The following is a 17243-nucleotide window of genomic DNA, read 5'->3' on the forward strand; positions in this document are numbered from 1 at the left end:
GCGCAAAGGATCATGAGCCGTCGAACTAAAGGCGGTTCCAATTGGCACAAAGCCCGCATCAAAGTCGCCCGTATCCATGAGAAGATCGTAAACGCGCGTCTCGACTTCCTACATAAACTGTCCTCGAAGCTGATTCGTGAAAACCAAACGATTTGCATCGAAGATCTTTCCGTAAAGAACATGGTGAAGAATCACAAGTTAGCCAAATCGATCACGGATGCATCCTGGTCGGAGTTCGTTGCCATGCTCACCTACAAGGCAGAATGGCACGGACGAAACGTCGTGAAAGTAGGGAAACAGTTCCCTTCCAGCCAGCTATGCTCAGCCTGTGGCTACCGCAATAAGGACGTAAAAAACCTCAACCTACGAGAATGGACATGTCCTACGTGCCACTCCCATCATGATCGAGACATCAATGCATCCAAAAACATTTTGCAAGAAGGACTAAAGATTCTTGCCGTTGGGACGACGGTCTAAGCTTGGAGTGTATCCTGTCAGTCGATGGGAGTTTCCAAGAATCCCTCACCTCTTAGCGTTAGCGTAGGTGGGGGAGGTTCAAAGTGGTTAATCATCCCTCCTTTTTGGACAAAATGAAGAAAAATCCACAAGGAGAAAAGTTGATGCGTCGAACACAACAACAATTTGAATATGTGACCCGAATGATTCTTCATGGTTATGTCGATCCTCACGATAATCAAGGGGCAACTGACTCATTACAAGGACAGGTGGATGGAAGGAGGAGTCAAGCTCCAATGAACGGATACCATCCAAGTAAGTTCGTTGATTTCCAGCAATGACTGAGCTAGACTAAATAAAACGAATGTGTATGATGTGAGGGGGGACGCGGACCCTATAGAGGGTGCCGTGGTTTTGATGTGAAGAAATGGAGAGTAACGGGGGTAGACCCGTCCTTTGAATTAGATATCGAACGAGTAATTGGGCTCTTTTTTCCGAAGGCGAAGGTAAATCCTGCAGGAGAAGAAGAGACAGATGGTTTTCTTGATTTTGTAGTCAGAGAAGAAGGCGGTCAGATCATTGTCTCAGTCACTTTGAATGTCTTGGGCCGTAAGGATCAAACGTGGGTAGCTACGGATCAAAAAGAAACCATTATGAGTGGTACACCAAAGGAAATTCAACGACGCGTAAAACACGTGATCAAACATGCGTTACTTCAAGTGCTAGAAAAGGCGACAGGAACACGTCAACCGTGGGGCATCTTAACGGGGGTCCGTCCAACGAAACTATACCATGGCATGATGTTTGATCAAGTTCCGGTAGAAGAAGCCAAAAGAGTGCTCAAGCAGGACTATGCTTTGCTACCCGATAAGGTGGATTTACTTGATGAGATTGTACAGCGTCAAACTACCGTGTTACCGGACCTTTATCAGTTGGATCAAGAAGTCAGCCTTTATATCGGAATTCCTTTTTGCCCTACAAAATGTGCCTATTGTACGTTTCCTGCCTATGCAATTCAAGGACGTAATGGGTCGGTTGAGGAATTTTTAAAGGGATTGCATGAGGAGATTACAGCCGTTGGAGAATGGTTGCATCGCCATGACCGTCGTGTAACGACCATCTATTTTGGTGGGGGTACACCGACGTCTATCACGGCGGACCAACTGGAGGCACTTTTTTTAGAGATTAAACAATCGATCCCAAACTACGACCTTGTACGGGAATTGACAGTAGAGGCTGGACGACCAGATACACTGGATGTGGAAAAGTTAGCATTATTGAAGCGGTGGAAGGTGGATCGCATCAGCATTAATCCTCAAAGTTTTGAGGAAAGTACATTAAAGCTGATTGGACGGCATCATACGGTGAGAGAGACACTGGACAAATTTTATCTCGCGCGGGAAATGGGTCTTCATAACATCAATATGGATTTGATTATTGGTCTTCCAAACGAAGGACTTGATCGTTTCAGGCAATCCCTACGGGTTATGGAAGAATTGCGTCCGGAGTCATTAACTGTGCATACCCTTTCCTTTAAACGAGGTTCCCATATGACGAGAAACCCTGATAAATATCGGGTGGCAGAGGGTGAAGAGATCGCTCAAATGGTACAAGAAGCACGTGCTTGGACGCGGAACCAAGGGTATGTTCCTTATTATCTTTATCGGCAGAAAAATATTCTTGGCAATCAAGAAAATGTCGGCTACGCATTTCCTGGGGAAGAGAGTTTGTACAACATTAGCATTATGGAAGAGCGTCAGACAATTATTGGTCTCGGTTGCGGAGCCGTCAGCAAAATTATTCCACCAGGGGGCGGTCGATTAAACCGCTGGCCCAACCCAAAGGAGCCTCAAGCCTACATTGATACGGTGCAAGAACAGACCATAAAAAAATTAAAAGCCCTTGATCAGGCGTATGGAACGATCCATTCATAACAACAAGCAGACCAGGAAGAGGTCAACCTTCCTGGTCTGCTTGTTACTTATTGAACGGGATCAGGCGTAGGGTGATGTTCCGCTGGAGGGATGAGGTAGACGTCCAGCTCGGGTGAGTGTAGAAAAGCCTGCATAATGGCCTCTTCTATATCGGACCATGGTGGACCACCTGGCTCAGTCCCTATGGCAGGTAAAGTAATGGAGCGAATGTTCCACTCGTGGCAGGTGTGAACGAGACTCGTTAACCCTTGTTGAATATCGGCGAGGCGTGGGGGACGCCGATTTTTTTTTATTGGGAAATTAATAATATAGTCGGGTTCACGATCTTCTGATAAGAGAGGAACGACGTACATCTCTCCGAGTTGAATTCGTCGCAAACGACACGCACGACGGTACGCAATAAAGTTCATTGGAAAGGCTTCACGGAGTTGGAGCATGGGACCTACTTCGAGCCGTCCGGTACAATTGATCGGATTGACAATTGCCTCCGTACGACTTTGGGAAATGGGGATATTGTGTATAGTTACCATTGATGTGTCCTCCCTCCACACAGAAATTATGGGGCAGTTTCAGTAAAAAAACAAGCACGAATCCCACGAAGAAAGGAGGTGAATATCAAGTTGAATTACGTCAACGCTGGGGATGGGGGATTTTCAAAGTCTCTTGTCGACTGGCGGGATCTTTCCCGATAGGAGTAGAGCATTGCTCAAGGGAGGATATGCGGAGAAAATAATGACAAAAAAATCAATTTAAAGAGGGTTTTATCCCTGACCATATCGTCCAACGATCTTGGTCCACGATGTTGGTCACATATCCTTGACGGATCAATTCGCGTTGAATCTGTTGACTTAGGGAAGCAAGTTGATGATTCGTCAGGTCATGAAGAATGGAACGCCCTGTACGTTGAAGGATATTCTGAGCAAGATCATCAAGGGTAGCATATGTACAACGTGTTTCCCAAAGAGTTTCTGACTGGATGGAATCAAAGCCCACATCTTTTAGCGACTCGGTTACTGTGTTTTGCTGATACCGGCGTTTCGCTTCAATGGATTGCAACTCGGGCTGAGATGCCATGATAAATCCACGTAAATGGGAGGTGCTAGGTGGTAGAAAGCAATCTTCAGGTGTTCGATCTTGAATAATGATTGATGCGCCTGGTTTTAATATGCGAAGACCCTCGGTAAGGAGAGGGGCAAGCTCGCGAAGATGGTGGATCACGGCTCGTATAAAAAGCAGATCAGCTCTTTGATCAGGAAGATGCGTATGAGCGGCATCGCAACACATCCAATCGACACGGTCCGATAAGGTGGTTGAATGTGCTGCCTTAAGCATAATAGGAGAATCATCGATGCCAATTACTTGTCGTGCTCCCATCTGCAGAAAGGCACGGCTATATATTCCGCCACCGCAACCCAGATCGACAACGACTTTACCCATCGGATCCCAATGCTGTTTAAACCAATGGCACCATTGTGAATCAGCGGCTCGTGTAACATAAGAGGTTCGGTTCTCCTCCGAATAAAAGTTGATTGGCATGATCAATCCCCCTCAAATTAGTTTGGTCGTTGTGCGGTCCATAACCCTTTGTGCAATAAAAGGTGAGGGGTGGCCGCAGTGGATTCAAAGCCAAAGAGGCTTTGTAATGGGGGTGAAGCGGTAGCGAGGCGATGACGAATTTCCGAGCGGGAGGCGATCGGTGTATCAGCGCGTCGAAACCAGTCTTCTAACTCGACAGGGGTTGTCCACTCGTGTTGAAGCGAGATCGAAGTAAAGCCCCCTGCTGTCATTTTTTCCAGCCATTGATCCTTTTTCCAGGCGTAGTAGTGAGAAGGGTCACGAAGGCGTTCCACATCATTGATCAATTCCGCAGCTTGTGGTTCGTCAGGGGCATAATTGTCCACAAGGATCAATGTGCCGCCTGGAACTAATACACGGCGACATTCAAAAAATGCGCGTTCGGGGTGGGGAAAATGATGGGCTGCGATCCGGCAAGTCACCACATCAAAGAGTTTATCTGGAAGGGGTATGGCTTCTGCGTCGCCTTGAAACCAAGTGATATTGGTCAATTGACGTTGTCGTGCTCCTTCTTCTGCGATATGAAGCATTTGTTCGGTTAAATCAAGACCGATTACACGCTTCGCGAGTGGACTGAGGGTGAAAGCGGTATGCCCGGCTCCTGTTGCCACATCCAAGGCAAGTAGAGGTGAGCCGGCTAACTGGGTAATCCACGGTAGATCAGATCCCTTTGCGTGAAGGATACTTTTTTGATAACGAGATCCAGTACGAGAAAATTGCTTTTGAACGGCGCTTTTATTCTCTTCCATGAGGAAATCGCCCCCTTGTTTCATTACACGAAACTGAGTTTCATTTTATAAACTAACTATATCGCAATTCAGCAGAAAATGGAATGGGCAAATGCATAAAAAAAACTGGAGCGATGTGCTCCAGGGTTCGTGATTCGAGTCATTTACTTACCGAGTTCTGGATAGTTGGTGATCATCCCATCCACACCCATGTCACGGACAGCAGTTGCTGTTTTTTTGTCAAGGATGGTGTAGGGAAGGATTTTCATTTTACGGTCATGAATTTTCTTCACGAGGCTTTTATTCACAAGCTTGTAGTTTGGATTAATGTAGTTTGCAAAGGCTTTCCATTCGGTTAGTTTTTGTTCGGGTACGCCTTTGGAATATTCTGTTAAGCTGACGATGACGCCAGTTTTAACTCTTGGTTGCAGATGATGATACTTTTTGATAGATGAAGCATTAAAAGATTGAACGGTTACTTTGCTAGGAATCACAGTAAGCCCAGTTTTAGTCAGCATATGGGCCACTTGTTTCTCAATTCCGGGATAAAGCTCAGGTTTTTTTAATTCGATGACGATACGAATCGGTTTGGTTCGATAGCGCTTAAGTGTCTCTCGAAGCGTGGGAACTTTCTCTCCGGCAAAGGACTTACCAAACCAACTTCCCGCATCTAATTTTCGAATTTGTTTTAAGGTGAGGTCTTTGACTGCGCCTTTTCCGTTGGTTGTACGGTCCACTGTCGTATCATGCATGATAACTAAATGACCATCCTTGGTACGTTGAACATCAAACTCAAAGGAGGTTGCGTGCATGGCGACCGCTTTGTCAAAAGCGGCGATGGTGTTTTCAGGCGCATGACCCGATGCCCCGCGATGGGCTACATTAATAAAGGCGCCGTGATAGTTGATCTTTTTTGGTGGAGGAGGGGACTTCGCCGACGCTTTCTCCATTGACCATGCGTTGAAGGGAATCCCGACTAGGGTCATCATGAGAGCGAAAACAGTGACCTTTTTTGCCAATCCAAACACTAGGCAACCTCTCCTTATCCTTTTGTGATCACAATTGATTGTAAGTGCGTGACATGAAGGTGGTGTTAAATTTTGTAAATCTTATAATTAATTATGGGCAAGGAGTCGATCGTGTACTGCGGTCTATGGAAGGAAAGGGGTCGGAGCTACATTTCGCATGGTCAAAGGAATAAAAATAAAGGGAGAGTCTCTTTGTAACGACAATCCGCGAATCCTTGCATATACTGAGAGAATGTAGAGAAGAGAGGCATAAAGAACCTGCTGGACAACTAAGGTTTATAAACCACGGTTAGGATTCGGGAGGGAAGAGAATGAGGGATGGTTGGTTAGTTTGTTCAGGATGCTCCCATAGGATTCCCTTTAATGCAGGGGCAGGTCAGTGTTCCTGCGGGGGTGTTTTTTTGGTTGGTTACGACCTCGAGCGTGTAAAAGCAAGTTGGTCGGTCAATCCCCTGAAAGATCGAGCGTCTACGATGTGGCGCTATCATGAACTATTGCCAGTCGATCGTCCAAATGAAGCGGTGACCCTTGGCGAAGGGTGGACACCCATGATTCGCATTCCTGAGTGGGAAGAGAGGCTCACTTTGAAACGGTTATGGGTGAAAAGAGATGAACAAAATCCTACCGGTAGTTTTAAGGCAAGAGGCTTTTCGGTGGCAGTATCCTTATTAAAAGAGCGTGGCATAGAAAAAGTAGCGGTGCCCTCGAATGGTAATGCAGCCTCGGCATTGGCAGCTTATGCGGCAAGAGGAAAGTTGCAATCGTATGTATTTGTCCCCATGGATTGCCCAGGAATCATTGTCGAAGAATCGATTCGTTATGGAGCAAAGACGTTTCGGGTAGATGGACTTATTCACGATGCAGGCAAAATAATTGAAGAGGGTAAATCATCAGAAGGTTGGGTGAATGTTGGTACTGCTAAAGAGTTAGGGCGATTAGAAGGAAAGAAAACCATGGGTTTGGAGTTAGCCGAACAACTCTCTTGGGAGATGCCAGACGTGTTGTTATATCCAACGGGGGGAGGATCGGGTTTAATCGGTATTTGGAAGGCGCTTGGTGAATTAAAGGAAATGGGGATGTTACAAGGGGAGTTGCCCCGATTTGTCAGTGTGCAAGAGGTAGGATGTACACCCGTAGTCGATTCTTTTCGTTCTGGAGCGAAAAAATTGGTTCCCTATGGGGATGACACCACTTCTTCACCGACGGGTGTGCGCGTCCCGAATCCACCTGCTGGCGATCTGATTCTATCGATTCTTCGGGAAACTGGAGGAACAGCCGTCGCTGTTACGAGGGATGAGATTTTGCAAGCACAAGCGTATATGGGTTACCAAGGGATATCGTCATCGCCAGAGGGCGCAGTGGTATTTGCGGGCTTACTTCACCTTCGTGAAGCTGGTGAAATTCGTTCTGGAGAGCGTGTGGTTCTTTATAATACCGCGCATGCTTTAAAATATTTGGAATGGGATCCTCCAACGTCTATTCCGGTTATTAAGAATTACAAGGAATATGCTGAGCGAGTCAATACCGAACATCGAGCTACCTTTATGAATAAAAATTCCTAGTGGGTTAATAATCTGTATTAGAACACAAAAAAGCCCCGTCATCCGGGGATCAGGTTAAAGTAGTGAAGCGAATCAAATGAATCAAGAGAACGGCAACCCTGTGCCAGGTCGATTAGAGATAGTAGTTATCAATTTGTTGCTTGATCCATTGAGCCGAGCAACATTCGTTTAACTTGGCATCGCGGCTCTCCTCAATGGGCTCCCCGCAGATATGACAGACTTCCTTTTGCGTATGCATCCGTCATCCCTCCCATCTGTATTAGTACACATTATAGTATAACAGATGAGATATGTAAATACTGTTGTAGTACAAAAGATTAAATTTAGGCTTCTATCCTGTGAGGTCTTGACTTGTGGTAGCGGATCCCGTACAATACTATCTTATATAACTTAAGAAGAGTTCATCTTCTACACCAGTCACCGATGAAGGGAAAAGTACTTATTCCCCGGGCAGTTAGAGAGGAGGCGCCACTGGCTGAAAGCGCTTCTCTGCACCAGAATAAGGAAAGACACCCGGAGGTTCCGGATCGAAATCCAGATCGGATAATAGAGCCGGACGGTTCGCCAGCCGATACCTGGCGTTGAGTGGAAGGCATCGTGCCTTCAATTAGGGTGGTACCACGGGAATTGTGAACCAATCTCTCGTCCCTGACAATGCGGTCAGTGGCGGGGGATTTTTTATATTCATGGGAAGTTAAGGAGGCGTTTTTTGTGAGCTTTCGCATTCCTCGGGGCACGGTAGATCTCATGTCCGGTGAGGTAGAGAAATGGCAATACATTGAAGATAAGGCGAGGGAACTATGTCGGCGGTACCACTTCTCCGAAATTCGCACCCCAATTTTTGAACAGACAGAGCTATTTCAGCGTGGGGTGGGTGAAACCACGGATGTGGTGAGCAAAGAAATGTATACCTTTTTGGATCGCGGTGGCCGAAGCCTTACGCTCCGTCCAGAGGGAACTGCTGGGGTGGTGCGTTCCTTTGTAGAGAAAAAGGTGTATGGGGAACCCCAGCCGACAAAATGGTATTACATTGGTCAGATGTACCGCTATGAACGACCACAAGCAGGCCGACAACGTCAGTTTCATCAATTCGGTATTGAAGCCTTTGGGGCAACCGATCCTGCATTAGATGCGGAACTGATTGATCTGGGTTGGCAGTTCTATCACTCAGTAGGTATTCGTGGAGTGAAGGTTGCTTTAAATAGTGTGGGCTGTTCGACTTGTCGTCCGCGTCATCGAGAGAAGTTAGTGGCGTATTTGACTCCTCATAAAGAAGCCTTATGTAAGGATTGTCAGACCCGCTTTGATCAAAATCCCATGCGCATTCTTGACTGTAAGAATGAGGGTTGCCAACAGGTGACACATGATGCCCCTCGTATGGTCGACTATCTTTGCGAAGAATGTGAACCTCATTTTGAAGCAGTAAAAGAGAATTTGGATCTCTTGGACGTGGAGTGGTTTTTAGATACGCGCTTAGTGCGAGGGCTTGATTACTATACGCAAACGGCCTTTGAATACATTTTAGAAGGTCAGGGAGGTCATGCAGGTTCGCTTGGTGGTGGCGGTCGATACAATGGGCTTGTACAAGAAGTTGGTGGGCCAGAGATGCCGGGTGTTGGTTTTGGTCTGGGGTTAGAACGAGTGATGCTCGCCTTAGATAGTCAGGAGGTAAAGCTACCCATTGCCCATGGCGTTGATTGCTATATTGTCTCCTTGGGAGACAATGCAAAAAAGCGATCCGTTCTGCTATTAAAAGAACTACGACAATCAGGCTCAACTGCGGAAAGGGATTACCTTGATCGGAAAATGAAGGGTCAGTTAAAAGCTGCTGATCGGGCACAGGCTCGTTTTGTCGCCATTCTAGGTGAGAATGAATTGGAAAAAAATCAGATCGTAGTAAAAGAGATGGCAACGGGAGAACAAACCACCATTCAATTGGACAAACTGGCGACCTATATTCGTGAAATTAGCGGAAAAGATCACAGCTGATAAAGGAGCGACGGATGGATGCGATATCGAACGCATACCTGCGGGGAACTGAATGAAGGTCACGTAGGGAAAATGACTACATTAAATGGCTGGGTACAAAAACGAAGAGATCTGGGAGGGCTAATATTCCTGGATGTTCGTGATCGCTCAGGGATTGTCCAAGTGGTATGTAACCCGGAACATGCACCGGAAGCCACTAAAATTGCTGAAAAAGTACGTAGCGAGTTTGTGTTAGCGATTCAAGGTCAAGTAGTTTCACGGTCAGAAGAAACCATTAATAAAAAGATGAAAACCGGTGCGATTGAGATTGTGGCAGAAGAAGTAGAGATTGTGAATGAAGCGAAGACGCCTCCCTTTGCCGTAGAGGATGATGTAGAGGTGGACGAAACGACTCGCTTGAAGCATCGCTATATCGATCTTCGTCGTCCAATGATGCAAAACACCCTAATTCTTCGCCATCAAGTCATGCAAAAGGTTCGTAGTTTTTTATCGGAAGAGGGTTTTATTGAAGTAGAAACGCCGATGTTGACGAAAAGTACTCCAGAGGGTGCACGGGATTACCTTGTCCCCAGCCGTGTTCATAAAGGGGAGTTCTATGCACTGCCCCAATCTCCGCAAATTTTTAAGCAGCTGTTGATGGTTTCCGGAATGGAACGTTACTTCCAAATCGTACGTTGTTTCCGGGATGAGGATTTACGTGCAGACCGGCAACCTGAATTTACTCAAATTGATATTGAAGCGTCATTCCTGGAGCCAGAAGTCTTTTTATCCATGATGGAGACCATGGTGGCAGATTTGTGTGAAGAAACGATTGGGCATAAGGTTTCGACTCCTTTTGAACGACTAACTTACAAAGAGGCGATGAATCGTTTTGGATCGGATCGTCCGGATCTTCGCTTTGATATGGAATTAGTGGATCTTTCGGAGATGGTGAAGGAAAGTGGCTTCCAAGTATTTGCCTCCACTGTAGCGAACGGGGGACGTGTAAGGGCAATTAATGTCAAGGGGCAAGCGGGTTGGAGTCGAAAACAGGTCGATGAGTGGGGGAAAATCGCTCAACAATTTGGTGCCAAGGGCTTGGCTTGGCTTGCTGTTAAAGAGGAAGGAACGAAGGGCCCTGTTGCTAAGTTTCTTGGAGAGACCGAATGGCACGATATTATGAAAGCGACAGAAGCAGAAACCGGAGATCTTCTCTTTTTCATTGCAGATCAACCCAAAAAATCAGCGGAGGTACTTGGTGAACTACGTGTTCGTTTAGCAAAACACCTTGATTTAATCCCTAAGGGGGTATTTCGATTTGCTTGGGTGACGGAGTTCCCCCTTCTTGCTTATGATGAAGAAGCAGATCGATGGTTTGCTGAACATCACCCCTTTACTAGTCCGATGGATGAGGATTTGCCCCTGTTAGAGACCGACCCAGGAAGTGTTCGTGCCAAAGCCTATGATATGGTGCTGAACGGCTATGAATTAGGTGGAGGAAGCCAACGGATCCACCGCCGTGAAGTGCAAGAAGCCATGTTTCGTGCCCTAGGCTTTACGATGGAAGAGGCGAAGGAAGAATTTGGTTTCCTTCTGGATGCTTTTGAGTATGGAGCACCTCCCCATGGTGGGGTTGCTTTTGGGCTGGATCGGATTGTGATGTTATTGGCAGGACGCAGTAATCTTCGTGATACGATTGCCTTTCCAAAGACGGCCAGTGCAAGTTGTCTTTTAACCGATGCGCCTTCTGCTGTCGAAGAAAATCAATTGCGTGAGCTTCATATTTCTTTGCGAGAATCATGACTTGATAAAAAACCAATCACTGTGGTAAAATAAAGCCACAAGAGAGAGCCCTGGGATGTCCGTATCCTCCAAAGTTTTGAGCCAACACCTTTTTTTCGGGAGCTTGCGTCACGGGTGAGCGCAGATGCCCTTATGGGACCTGTTAACATTCGTGCAGAGCACCCACCTGCGAGAGCAGGTTCAAAACTGAGGAGACCACGGCATAAATGGGGCTCTTTTTTTTGTTCTTTTAATCATAATAAAATTCACAGAGAACCTGAACCTAAAGGGAATTCTTTAATCGATAGTATGGGGAAACTTTTCTTCATTGTGGACATTCACAACACACAATGGGGGGAATCCTTCACATTTAGGTGAAAGATCCTTGTCGTGTGTGGGATAATAGAGGAGATTTCAGTGAGAGGAAGTAGTCTGCTATGATTATCGGAGTAGATATTGACGGAACGATTAAGAACACCCAAGAAGCGGCAATTCGTTGCTTTAACGATGAACTGGGTCGGGCAGTATCCTGTAAGGATGTCAAGGAATTTCATATGGATAAAGCCTATGGAATTACCCGTAAAGAAGGTCGCCGCTTATGGAGGAAGTTAGAAGCGAAAATTTACTCTCTTGGGGTTCCATTAGAAAATGCACCTCATGTCTTGAATGATCTGAAAGAAAAGGGGCATACGATTTACTTTATTACCGCGCGTCCCAATATCCCAAAAGTAGCCAGTGTGACACGGGAGTGGTTAAAAGAACATGACTTTCCCTTTGATGGTGAGAATTTATATATGAATTCTCAGGATAAAGGAAAAGTTGCACAAGAGTTAGGTGTTGAACTCTTTTTTGAGGATGATCCCCATCATTTGGACAAGCTCATTCGAGCGAAAATCCCAACGGTTGTGATGGATGCATCCTATAACTGCTCGTATACCCAAGGGGTGTATCGGATGACCCATTGGGACCAAGCTTATCAATGGATTGACAACGGAGGATGATTATAAAAAGACGTGACCACTATAGTGGTCACGTCTTTTTATGGGGCGGCTGTTTAACCCATGCCATGTAGTCTTGTAATTTCCCTTCATATCCATGCTGGGTAGGGTGGTAGAAAGTAGTACCTAAATGTTCATCAGGTAAGTATTGTTGATCGACCCACCCTCGGGGATACTGATGAGGGTAATGGTAACCCATGCCTCGTCCTTGTTCGTTGGCGCCGTTAAAGTGAGAATCTTTCAGATGGGGTGGAACTTCTGCGCGGGATTCCCTGCGAACTGCGTGAAGGGCATCGTGAATCCCTTGAACAACTGCATTCGATTTGGGGGCGGTTGCGATATATAAAACGGCTTCTGCTAATGGGATTTGGGCTTCAGGAAGACCGATATGCTCCACCGCTTGGGCGGCAGCCGAGGCAATCAACAGGGCGCGTGGGTCTGCAAGGCCAACATCTTCGGCAGCATGAATAAAAACGCGGCGGGCAATAAAACGGGGGTCTTCCCCGGCGTGAATCATTTTTGCTAGATAATATAGAGAGGCATCGGGGTCGGAGCCACGCATGCTTTTGATAAAAGCGGAGATCGTATCATAATGATTGTCTCCTTTTTTGTCATAGCGAATGACTTTCTTTTGAATGGACTCCTCAGCCACTTCTAAGGTGATATGGCGATTTCCGTTCTCGTTTGGTGGAGTAGTAACGACAGCCAGCTCCAGCGCATTAAACATATTTCTCGCATCGCCACCGGCTACACGGATAATGTGTTCAAGAGCCTCTGCGTCGATTGTAGGCTGATAGGAACCAAGCCCTCGTTCTTCATCGGAAAGCGCTCGCTTGGCAAGCTGAGCAAGATCCTGTTCATTGAGAGAATCAAGTTGAAAGATGCGTGAGCGAGAAAGAAGCGCAGAATTGACTTCAAAGGAAGGGTTCTCCGTCGTTGCTCCAATCAAAATGATTGTGCCATCTTCTACATAGGGAAGCAACGCATCCTGCTGCGTTTTATTAAATCGATGAATTTCATCAATAAAAAGCAATGTACGGGAATCATACATGCTAAGACGTTCTCGCGCCTCCTGGGTAACACGGCGAATATCGGATACCCCTGAGGTGACGGCGTTTAATTGCTCAAAGACGGCTTTTGTTGTGCCTGCAATCACTTTGGCAAGGGTCGTTTTCCCTGTTCCTGGTGGACCGTAAAGGATAATGGAAGAGAGTTGATCGGCTTCGATGGATCGCCGTAACAATTTTCCCTTTCCTAAGATATGAGCTTGTCCTGAAATTTCATCGAGGGTACGAGGGCGCATACGTGCGGCCAGAGGTCCCTGCCGTTCTTTTTCCTGTCCGTATTCAAAAAGGTTCATGACAACAGCGAAAAGACGCCTGTACACTTCCTTTCCTTGAAGAAGATCAATGAATCTCGTTCTTCATGATTAACATACTGATGTGTACTTAGCAAGGTGGTTATGCTTTTCTCCACAGGCGATTGTTGATTATGGTAAACTACTAGAAGTCGTTAAAGAAAGTTGTCGAAAATCCTCACATATGAAGGGTGATAGGGTTGCGAGCAGCGGATGATGCAAGTAAAGATCAAGGTTGGAACAGACGGTATCACACCTTACGTTTTTGGCTCATCCGTTGGGGTGCGTTTTTCTGTGGCTTGGCGATGATGGCGCTTGGAATTGCCATGATGGTTCGATCCGGATGGGGTTTGGCTCCTTGGGATGTACTTCATATGGGACTTGCTATCCAATCTTCTCTTACCGTTGGTATATGGTTACAATCTGTAGGGATTGTGATGGTAATCATCGCAGGAATTATAGATAAAAAAATGCCTGGCCCAGGTGCCATTTTAAATATGCTACTGGTGGGTTGGTTTGTGGATCGTTATCTGGAGCAAAGCTGGCTGATTGTGCCATCCCTATGGTGGGAGAAAGCATTTCTTATGGTGGGAGGGTTTTTATTAATTGCCGTTGGGAATGGTTTATACATTGCTCCCCGGCTAGGAGCAGGACCGCGAGACGGGGTTGTTATGGCGATTAATAAGCGTTGGAAGTACTCGATCAGTCGGGTGCGGATGATGATGGAAGTGAGTGTATTGCTCGTAGGCTGGCTGCTAGGTGGGACTGTTTTTATTGGAACCGTTATTTTTTCAATATTTATTGGACCTTTTATGCAGGTTTCGATAGGATTTTGGGAGAAAATGATTGCACAGTGGTTGAGAAGGGGAGGATCAGATGAAGGTTTCCACAAAAGGAAGATACGGGCTTACTATCATGATGGATTTGGCGACAAGGCACGGGGATAAGCCCACATCGCTTAAAAGTGTGGCAGAGCGTCATGATTTATCAGAGCATTATCTTGAGCAGCTCGTTGCACCTTTACGCAATGCGGGATTGGTAAGGAGTGTCCGAGGTGCCTATGGTGGATATAAATTGTCACGTTCACCAGAGGAGATCACTGCAGGTGATGTGATAAGAATATTAGAAGGACCGATCAGTCCAGTTGAATTTGAAGAAGAAGATAATCCAGGACGCCGTCAGTTATGGAAAAAAATCCGAGATGCGATTGCTGATGTATTGGACAATACAACCTTAGCCGATCTAAACAATCAATCCTCGGAGAGTGATGACTCCTATATGTTTTATATTTAAAGGCAGGAGAAAAATTATGGCGATTTATTTGGATCATGCGGCAACGACACCGATTCACTTGGAAGTAAGGGAAGCCATGCTTCCTTATTTAGAAGATCGCTTTGGCAATCCATCCAGTATGCATCGCTTCGGACGAGAAATTCGTAATGCGATCGATCAGGCACGGGATCAGGTTGCTGGCGGACTGGCTGCCGATCCAGGAAATGTGATTTTTACAAGTGGTGGCACAGAGGCTGATAATTTGGCTCTGGTTGGCGCTGCCTTTGCAAGAAGAGAGGTTGGACGGAACCATATTATCACGTCGGCGGTGGAACATCATGCGGTGTTAGATACCTGTGCGTATTTAAAGCAGCTTGGCTTCAAGATAACGATTCTGCCCGTGGATGAGACTGGGTGTGTGGATCCAGCGTATTTGCGTGAATCGATTGATGAAAAGACGGCTGTGGTTAGCGTGATGATGGGAAACAACGAGGTGGGAACCCTGCAACCCATTGTGGAGCTGGGTACCATCAGTCGTGAGTTCGGCGCTTGGTTTCATACAGATGCTGTTCAAGCCTATGGTGTGGAGAGCATCGATGTACAATCATTACCTGTGGACCTTGTAACAATTTCTTCCCATAAGATTAATGGTCCGAAAGGGGTCGGAGCACTTTGGCTCGCGCAAGAAGTCAATCTATGGCCCCAGATGCATGGTGGGCAACAAGAACGTCGTCGCCGTGCCGGCACGGAGAATGTACCGGGTATTGTAGGCTTTGGGAAAGCAGCTCAGTTGGCAACGAGAGAGCGACCCCTGCATCGGGATGAGGCGATAAAGTGCCGTGAGGCGATGATAGCCGAGTGGCGACGGGCAGGAATTGATTTTCAGATCAATGGCCATCCTACGAGGCATCTCCCTCATATCCTCAACGTCAGTTTTCCAGGGACAGAGACCGAGACGATGTTGATGAATCTAGATCTTGAAGGAATAGCCTGTGCAAGTGGATCAGCTTGTACATCGGGGACGTTAGAAATTTCCCATGTCCTGCAAGCGATGAACCTTTCTGATCCGATTACGCAATCAGCGATTCGCTTTAGTTTTGGATTAGGAAATACACCAGAACAAGTAGCATCCGCCGCACGTACGGTGGTCAAGGTGGTACAACGATTGACAGCCAGCTAACGCATGATGGGTGAGTGAGATTTAAAGCCGATTCCTTATTTCTTTTTCAAGGCGTAGCATTAAGGTCTCAGTAGCAATCAGTTGACCAAGGGAAGCGGCTCTTGTCTTCCATAAAGGGACATCAATTCAGGTTTTTCTTGGTGAGCAGCTGCTTTTCGTAATGGGTGTAAGGCGATTTTGAATTGGATAGGATGGAATGTTTCCGTTGAAGGAATCCATCGTATCGATTAATTGATTAGATTTCCCTCGTGCGGGTCAATCAGAGAAGGCTGTCGTAATGACTGTGCTGGTATCTTTGCTCTGCATGAGGGCCTTTTTGTGTTGGGGATGGGCACCCCGACTATCCACTATTCCCCCCGATGCAATGAGGGGGCTACTTTATCCACCCGATATAGAACTAGAGCCATGGTTCCGATTAAGAAGAATTCAGTAGCAGAGTGGAATGGTATATTCCAACAATTGTACTTGACTAAAAAATTATACTTTTGGGGCATGGTCAAATGTTTCACTTCCGTTTACAATCGATGAAGTAGGTAAAAGCCTTTCAGTACGGAGATTGGAGTTGAACCAGAGAATCATGGAAATCATCAAGGCGATTATTCTTGGGCTGGTTGAAGGATTGACCGAATTTCTCCCGGTTTCATCAACGGGGCATATGATTATGGCAGCAAATTTGATGGATTTTACGGGAGAGCGAGTAAAAACCTTTGAGGTAGTGATTCAGTTAGGGTCCATATTGGCTGTGGTTGTGGTTTTCTGGCGACGTCTACTTAGTCTAGTGGGACTAGCCAAGGCTCCCCAACCCACGCGAGGTGGAGGTAGACTCAATCTCATTCACATTTTTCTAGCGATGTTGCCAGCCGTTGTATTGGGCTTGTTGGCACGGGACTGGATCAAAGAGAATCTCTTTGGAGATAACATGCAAACGGTGATTATTGCGCTCATTGTCGGTGGTATCTTTATGATCGTAGCGGAAAAATTCTCTCCCAAGACCACCGTAACCGAATCCTTAGACCAGATGACATATAAACAGGCGTTTGGGGTGGGATTGTTTCAATGCCTTGCTTTATGGCCAGGATTTTCTCGATCCGGAGCGACGATTGCAGGTGGGCTATTTATCGGGTTAAGTCACCGAGTTGCTGCGGAATTTACCTTTATCGTAGCAGTGCCGATGATGATTGCGGCGAGTGGTTTAGATCTTTATAAGAGCTGGGACATTTTATCGGCTTCAGATATTCCGATGTTTATCGCAGGTTTCATTACCGCATTTTTAGTGGCTATGGTGGCGATTGTTACATTCTTAAAGTTGATTTCGAAGGTGAAACTAACTCCATTTGCGGTTTACCGTTTTGTAGCGGCAATCTTGTTTTGGGTGTTTTTTTTATAATGGCAGTATGAAGAAG

At 46.3% G+C, this 17243-nt stretch carries 17 protein-coding genes, 1 other RNA gene and 1 other annotated feature; of the genes, 12 read left to right on the plus strand and 6 right to left on the minus strand.

The window, feature by feature from the left end:
• The 3 genes from CHX35_RS15115 to CHX35_RS15125 all read left to right on the plus strand — a co-directional run.
• Window positions 1-477, plus strand: a 477-nt coding sequence (locus CHX35_RS15115) for an RNA-guided endonuclease TnpB family protein (RefSeq protein WP_091836148.1), incomplete at its 5' end; no start/stop codon positions are given.
• A 143-nt stretch (window positions 478-620) separates the two neighbouring features.
• Window positions 621-797 carry a hypothetical protein gene (locus CHX35_RS17645; protein WP_176392122.1) on the plus strand — a complete coding sequence of 59 codons (177 nt, stop codon included), beginning with the start codon at window positions 621-623 and terminating at the stop codon, window positions 795-797.
• Window positions 798-875: 78 nt separating this feature from the next.
• A complete protein-coding gene (locus CHX35_RS15125; protein ID WP_091838969.1) occupies window positions 876-2390 on the plus strand; it encodes a coproporphyrinogen III oxidase in 1515 nt (504 codons plus the stop codon).
• 47 nt (window positions 2391-2437) lie between these two features.
• Here the strand turns inward: CHX35_RS15125 and CHX35_RS15130 are convergent, their stop codons facing one another.
• The 4 genes from CHX35_RS15130 to CHX35_RS15145 form a co-directional block, all read right to left on the minus strand.
• A complete protein-coding gene (locus tag CHX35_RS15130; protein ID WP_091838971.1) occupies window positions 2438-2920 on the minus strand; it encodes a macro domain-containing protein in 483 nt (160 codons plus the stop codon).
• Between the two features lie 214 nt (window positions 2921-3134).
• Window positions 3135-3926 (minus strand): class I SAM-dependent methyltransferase, encoded by a 792-nt coding sequence (locus CHX35_RS15135; protein ID WP_091838973.1) that lies wholly within the window; start codon window positions 3924-3926, stop codon window positions 3135-3137.
• A gap of 17 nt (window positions 3927-3943) precedes the next feature.
• Window positions 3944-4714, minus strand: coding sequence for a class I SAM-dependent methyltransferase (locus CHX35_RS15140; RefSeq protein ID WP_176392123.1), 771 nt, complete (start codon window positions 4712-4714; stop codon window positions 3944-3946).
• 143 nt (window positions 4715-4857) lie between these two features.
• Window positions 4858-5721 carry a glycerophosphodiester phosphodiesterase gene (locus CHX35_RS15145; protein WP_091838978.1) on the minus strand — a complete coding sequence of 288 codons (864 nt, stop codon included), beginning with the start codon at window positions 5719-5721 and terminating at the stop codon, window positions 4858-4860.
• 311 nt (window positions 5722-6032) lie between these two features.
• On the opposite strand from CHX35_RS15145, the gene CHX35_RS15150 reads away from it, so the two are divergent.
• A complete protein-coding gene (locus tag CHX35_RS15150) occupies window positions 6033-7283 on the plus strand; it encodes a threonine synthase (protein ID WP_091838981.1) in 1251 nt (416 codons plus the stop codon).
• Between the two features lie 112 nt (window positions 7284-7395).
• Here the strand turns inward: CHX35_RS15150 and CHX35_RS18050 are convergent, their stop codons facing one another.
• Window positions 7396-7521, minus strand: a complete 126-nt coding sequence (locus CHX35_RS18050; RefSeq protein WP_281252091.1) for a hypothetical protein — start codon at window positions 7519-7521, stop codon at window positions 7396-7398.
• A gap of 176 nt (window positions 7522-7697) precedes the next feature.
• Window positions 7698-7936: a binding site (T-box leader), on the plus strand.
• Between the two features lie 58 nt (window positions 7937-7994).
• Here CHX35_RS18050 and hisS point away from each other — a divergent pair.
• From hisS to CHX35_RS15170, 4 genes are all read left to right on the plus strand, one after another.
• A complete protein-coding gene (gene hisS, locus CHX35_RS15155) occupies window positions 7995-9272 on the plus strand; it encodes a histidine--tRNA ligase (protein WP_091838984.1) in 1278 nt (425 codons plus the stop codon).
• Window positions 9273-9290: 18 nt separating this feature from the next.
• Window positions 9291-11054 (plus strand): aspartate--tRNA ligase, encoded by a 1764-nt coding sequence (gene aspS, locus CHX35_RS15160; RefSeq protein ID WP_091838987.1) that lies wholly within the window; start codon window positions 9291-9293, stop codon window positions 11052-11054.
• A gap of 44 nt (window positions 11055-11098) precedes the next feature.
• Window positions 11099-11271: non-coding RNA, 6S RNA (gene ssrS, locus CHX35_RS15165), on the plus strand.
• 199 nt (window positions 11272-11470) lie between these two features.
• Window positions 11471-12034, plus strand: a complete 564-nt coding sequence (locus CHX35_RS15170; RefSeq protein ID WP_091838989.1) for a 5' nucleotidase, NT5C type — start codon at window positions 11471-11473, stop codon at window positions 12032-12034.
• 28 nt (window positions 12035-12062) lie between these two features.
• Here the strand turns inward: CHX35_RS15170 and CHX35_RS15175 are convergent, their stop codons facing one another.
• Entirely contained in the window at window positions 12063-13391 is a 1329-nt protein-coding gene (locus CHX35_RS15175; RefSeq protein ID WP_091838992.1) for an AAA family ATPase, read from the minus strand.
• A gap of 197 nt (window positions 13392-13588) precedes the next feature.
• Here CHX35_RS15175 and CHX35_RS15180 point away from each other — a divergent pair, with 197 nt between their 5' ends.
• From CHX35_RS15180 to bacA, 4 genes are all read left to right on the plus strand, one after another.
• Complete coding sequence (locus CHX35_RS15180) at window positions 13589-14335, plus strand: YczE/YyaS/YitT family protein (protein ID WP_091838995.1); 747 nt, start codon at window positions 13589-13591, stop codon at window positions 14333-14335.
• The gene (gene cymR, locus CHX35_RS15185; protein WP_091838998.1) at window positions 14265-14681 is read left to right on the plus strand and encodes a cysteine metabolism transcriptional regulator CymR; all 417 of its coding nucleotides are present in this window, start codon (window positions 14265-14267) and stop codon (window positions 14679-14681) included. The genes CHX35_RS15180 and cymR overlap by 71 nt, the downstream gene beginning before the upstream one ends.
• 16 nt (window positions 14682-14697) lie before the next feature.
• Window positions 14698-15840, plus strand: a complete 1143-nt coding sequence (locus CHX35_RS15190; RefSeq protein ID WP_091839001.1) for a cysteine desulfurase family protein — start codon at window positions 14698-14700, stop codon at window positions 15838-15840.
• Between the two features lie 574 nt (window positions 15841-16414).
• Window positions 16415-17227 (plus strand): undecaprenyl-diphosphate phosphatase, encoded by an 813-nt coding sequence (gene bacA / locus CHX35_RS15195; protein ID WP_425435380.1) that lies wholly within the window; start codon window positions 16415-16417, stop codon window positions 17225-17227.
• Window positions 17228-17243 lie beyond the last annotated feature (16 nt).

It is taken from the genome of Marininema halotolerans (genome assembly GCF_900116235.1).
GTDB lineage: Bacteria > Bacillota > Bacilli > Thermoactinomycetales > DSM-45169 > Marininema > Marininema halotolerans.

Excerpts from the sequence above, each read along its gene's own strand:
- CHX35_RS17645 (WP_176392122.1), top strand. The coding sequence starts at position 621 with ATGCGTCGAACACAACAACAATTTGAATATGTGACCCGAATGATTCTT.
- CHX35_RS15130 (WP_091838971.1), bottom strand. The coding sequence starts at position 2,920 with ATGGTAACTATACACAATATCCCCATTTCCCAAAGTCGTACGGAGGCA.
- CHX35_RS15135 (WP_091838973.1), bottom strand. The coding sequence starts at position 3,926 with ATGCCAATCAACTTTTATTCGGAGGAGAACCGAACCTCTTATGTTACA.
- CHX35_RS15140 (WP_176392123.1), bottom strand. The coding sequence starts at position 4,714 with ATGGAAGAGAATAAAAGCGCCGTTCAAAAGCAATTTTCTCGTACTGGA.
- CHX35_RS15150 (WP_091838981.1), top strand. The coding sequence starts at position 6,033 with ATGAGGGATGGTTGGTTAGTTTGTTCAGGATGCTCCCATAGGATTCCC.
- CHX35_RS18050 (WP_281252091.1), bottom strand. The coding sequence starts at position 7,521 with ATGCATACGCAAAAGGAAGTCTGTCATATCTGCGGGGAGCCCATTGAG.
- aspS (WP_091838987.1), top strand. The coding sequence starts at position 9,291 with ATGCGATATCGAACGCATACCTGCGGGGAACTGAATGAAGGTCACGTA.
- CHX35_RS15170 (WP_091838989.1), top strand. The coding sequence starts at position 11,471 with ATGATTATCGGAGTAGATATTGACGGAACGATTAAGAACACCCAAGAA.
- CHX35_RS15175 (WP_091838992.1), bottom strand. The coding sequence starts at position 13,391 with ATGAACCTTTTTGAATACGGACAGGAAAAAGAACGGCAGGGACCTCTG.
- cymR (WP_091838998.1), top strand. The coding sequence starts at position 14,265 with ATGAAGGTTTCCACAAAAGGAAGATACGGGCTTACTATCATGATGGAT.
- CHX35_RS15190 (WP_091839001.1), top strand. The coding sequence starts at position 14,698 with ATGGCGATTTATTTGGATCATGCGGCAACGACACCGATTCACTTGGAA.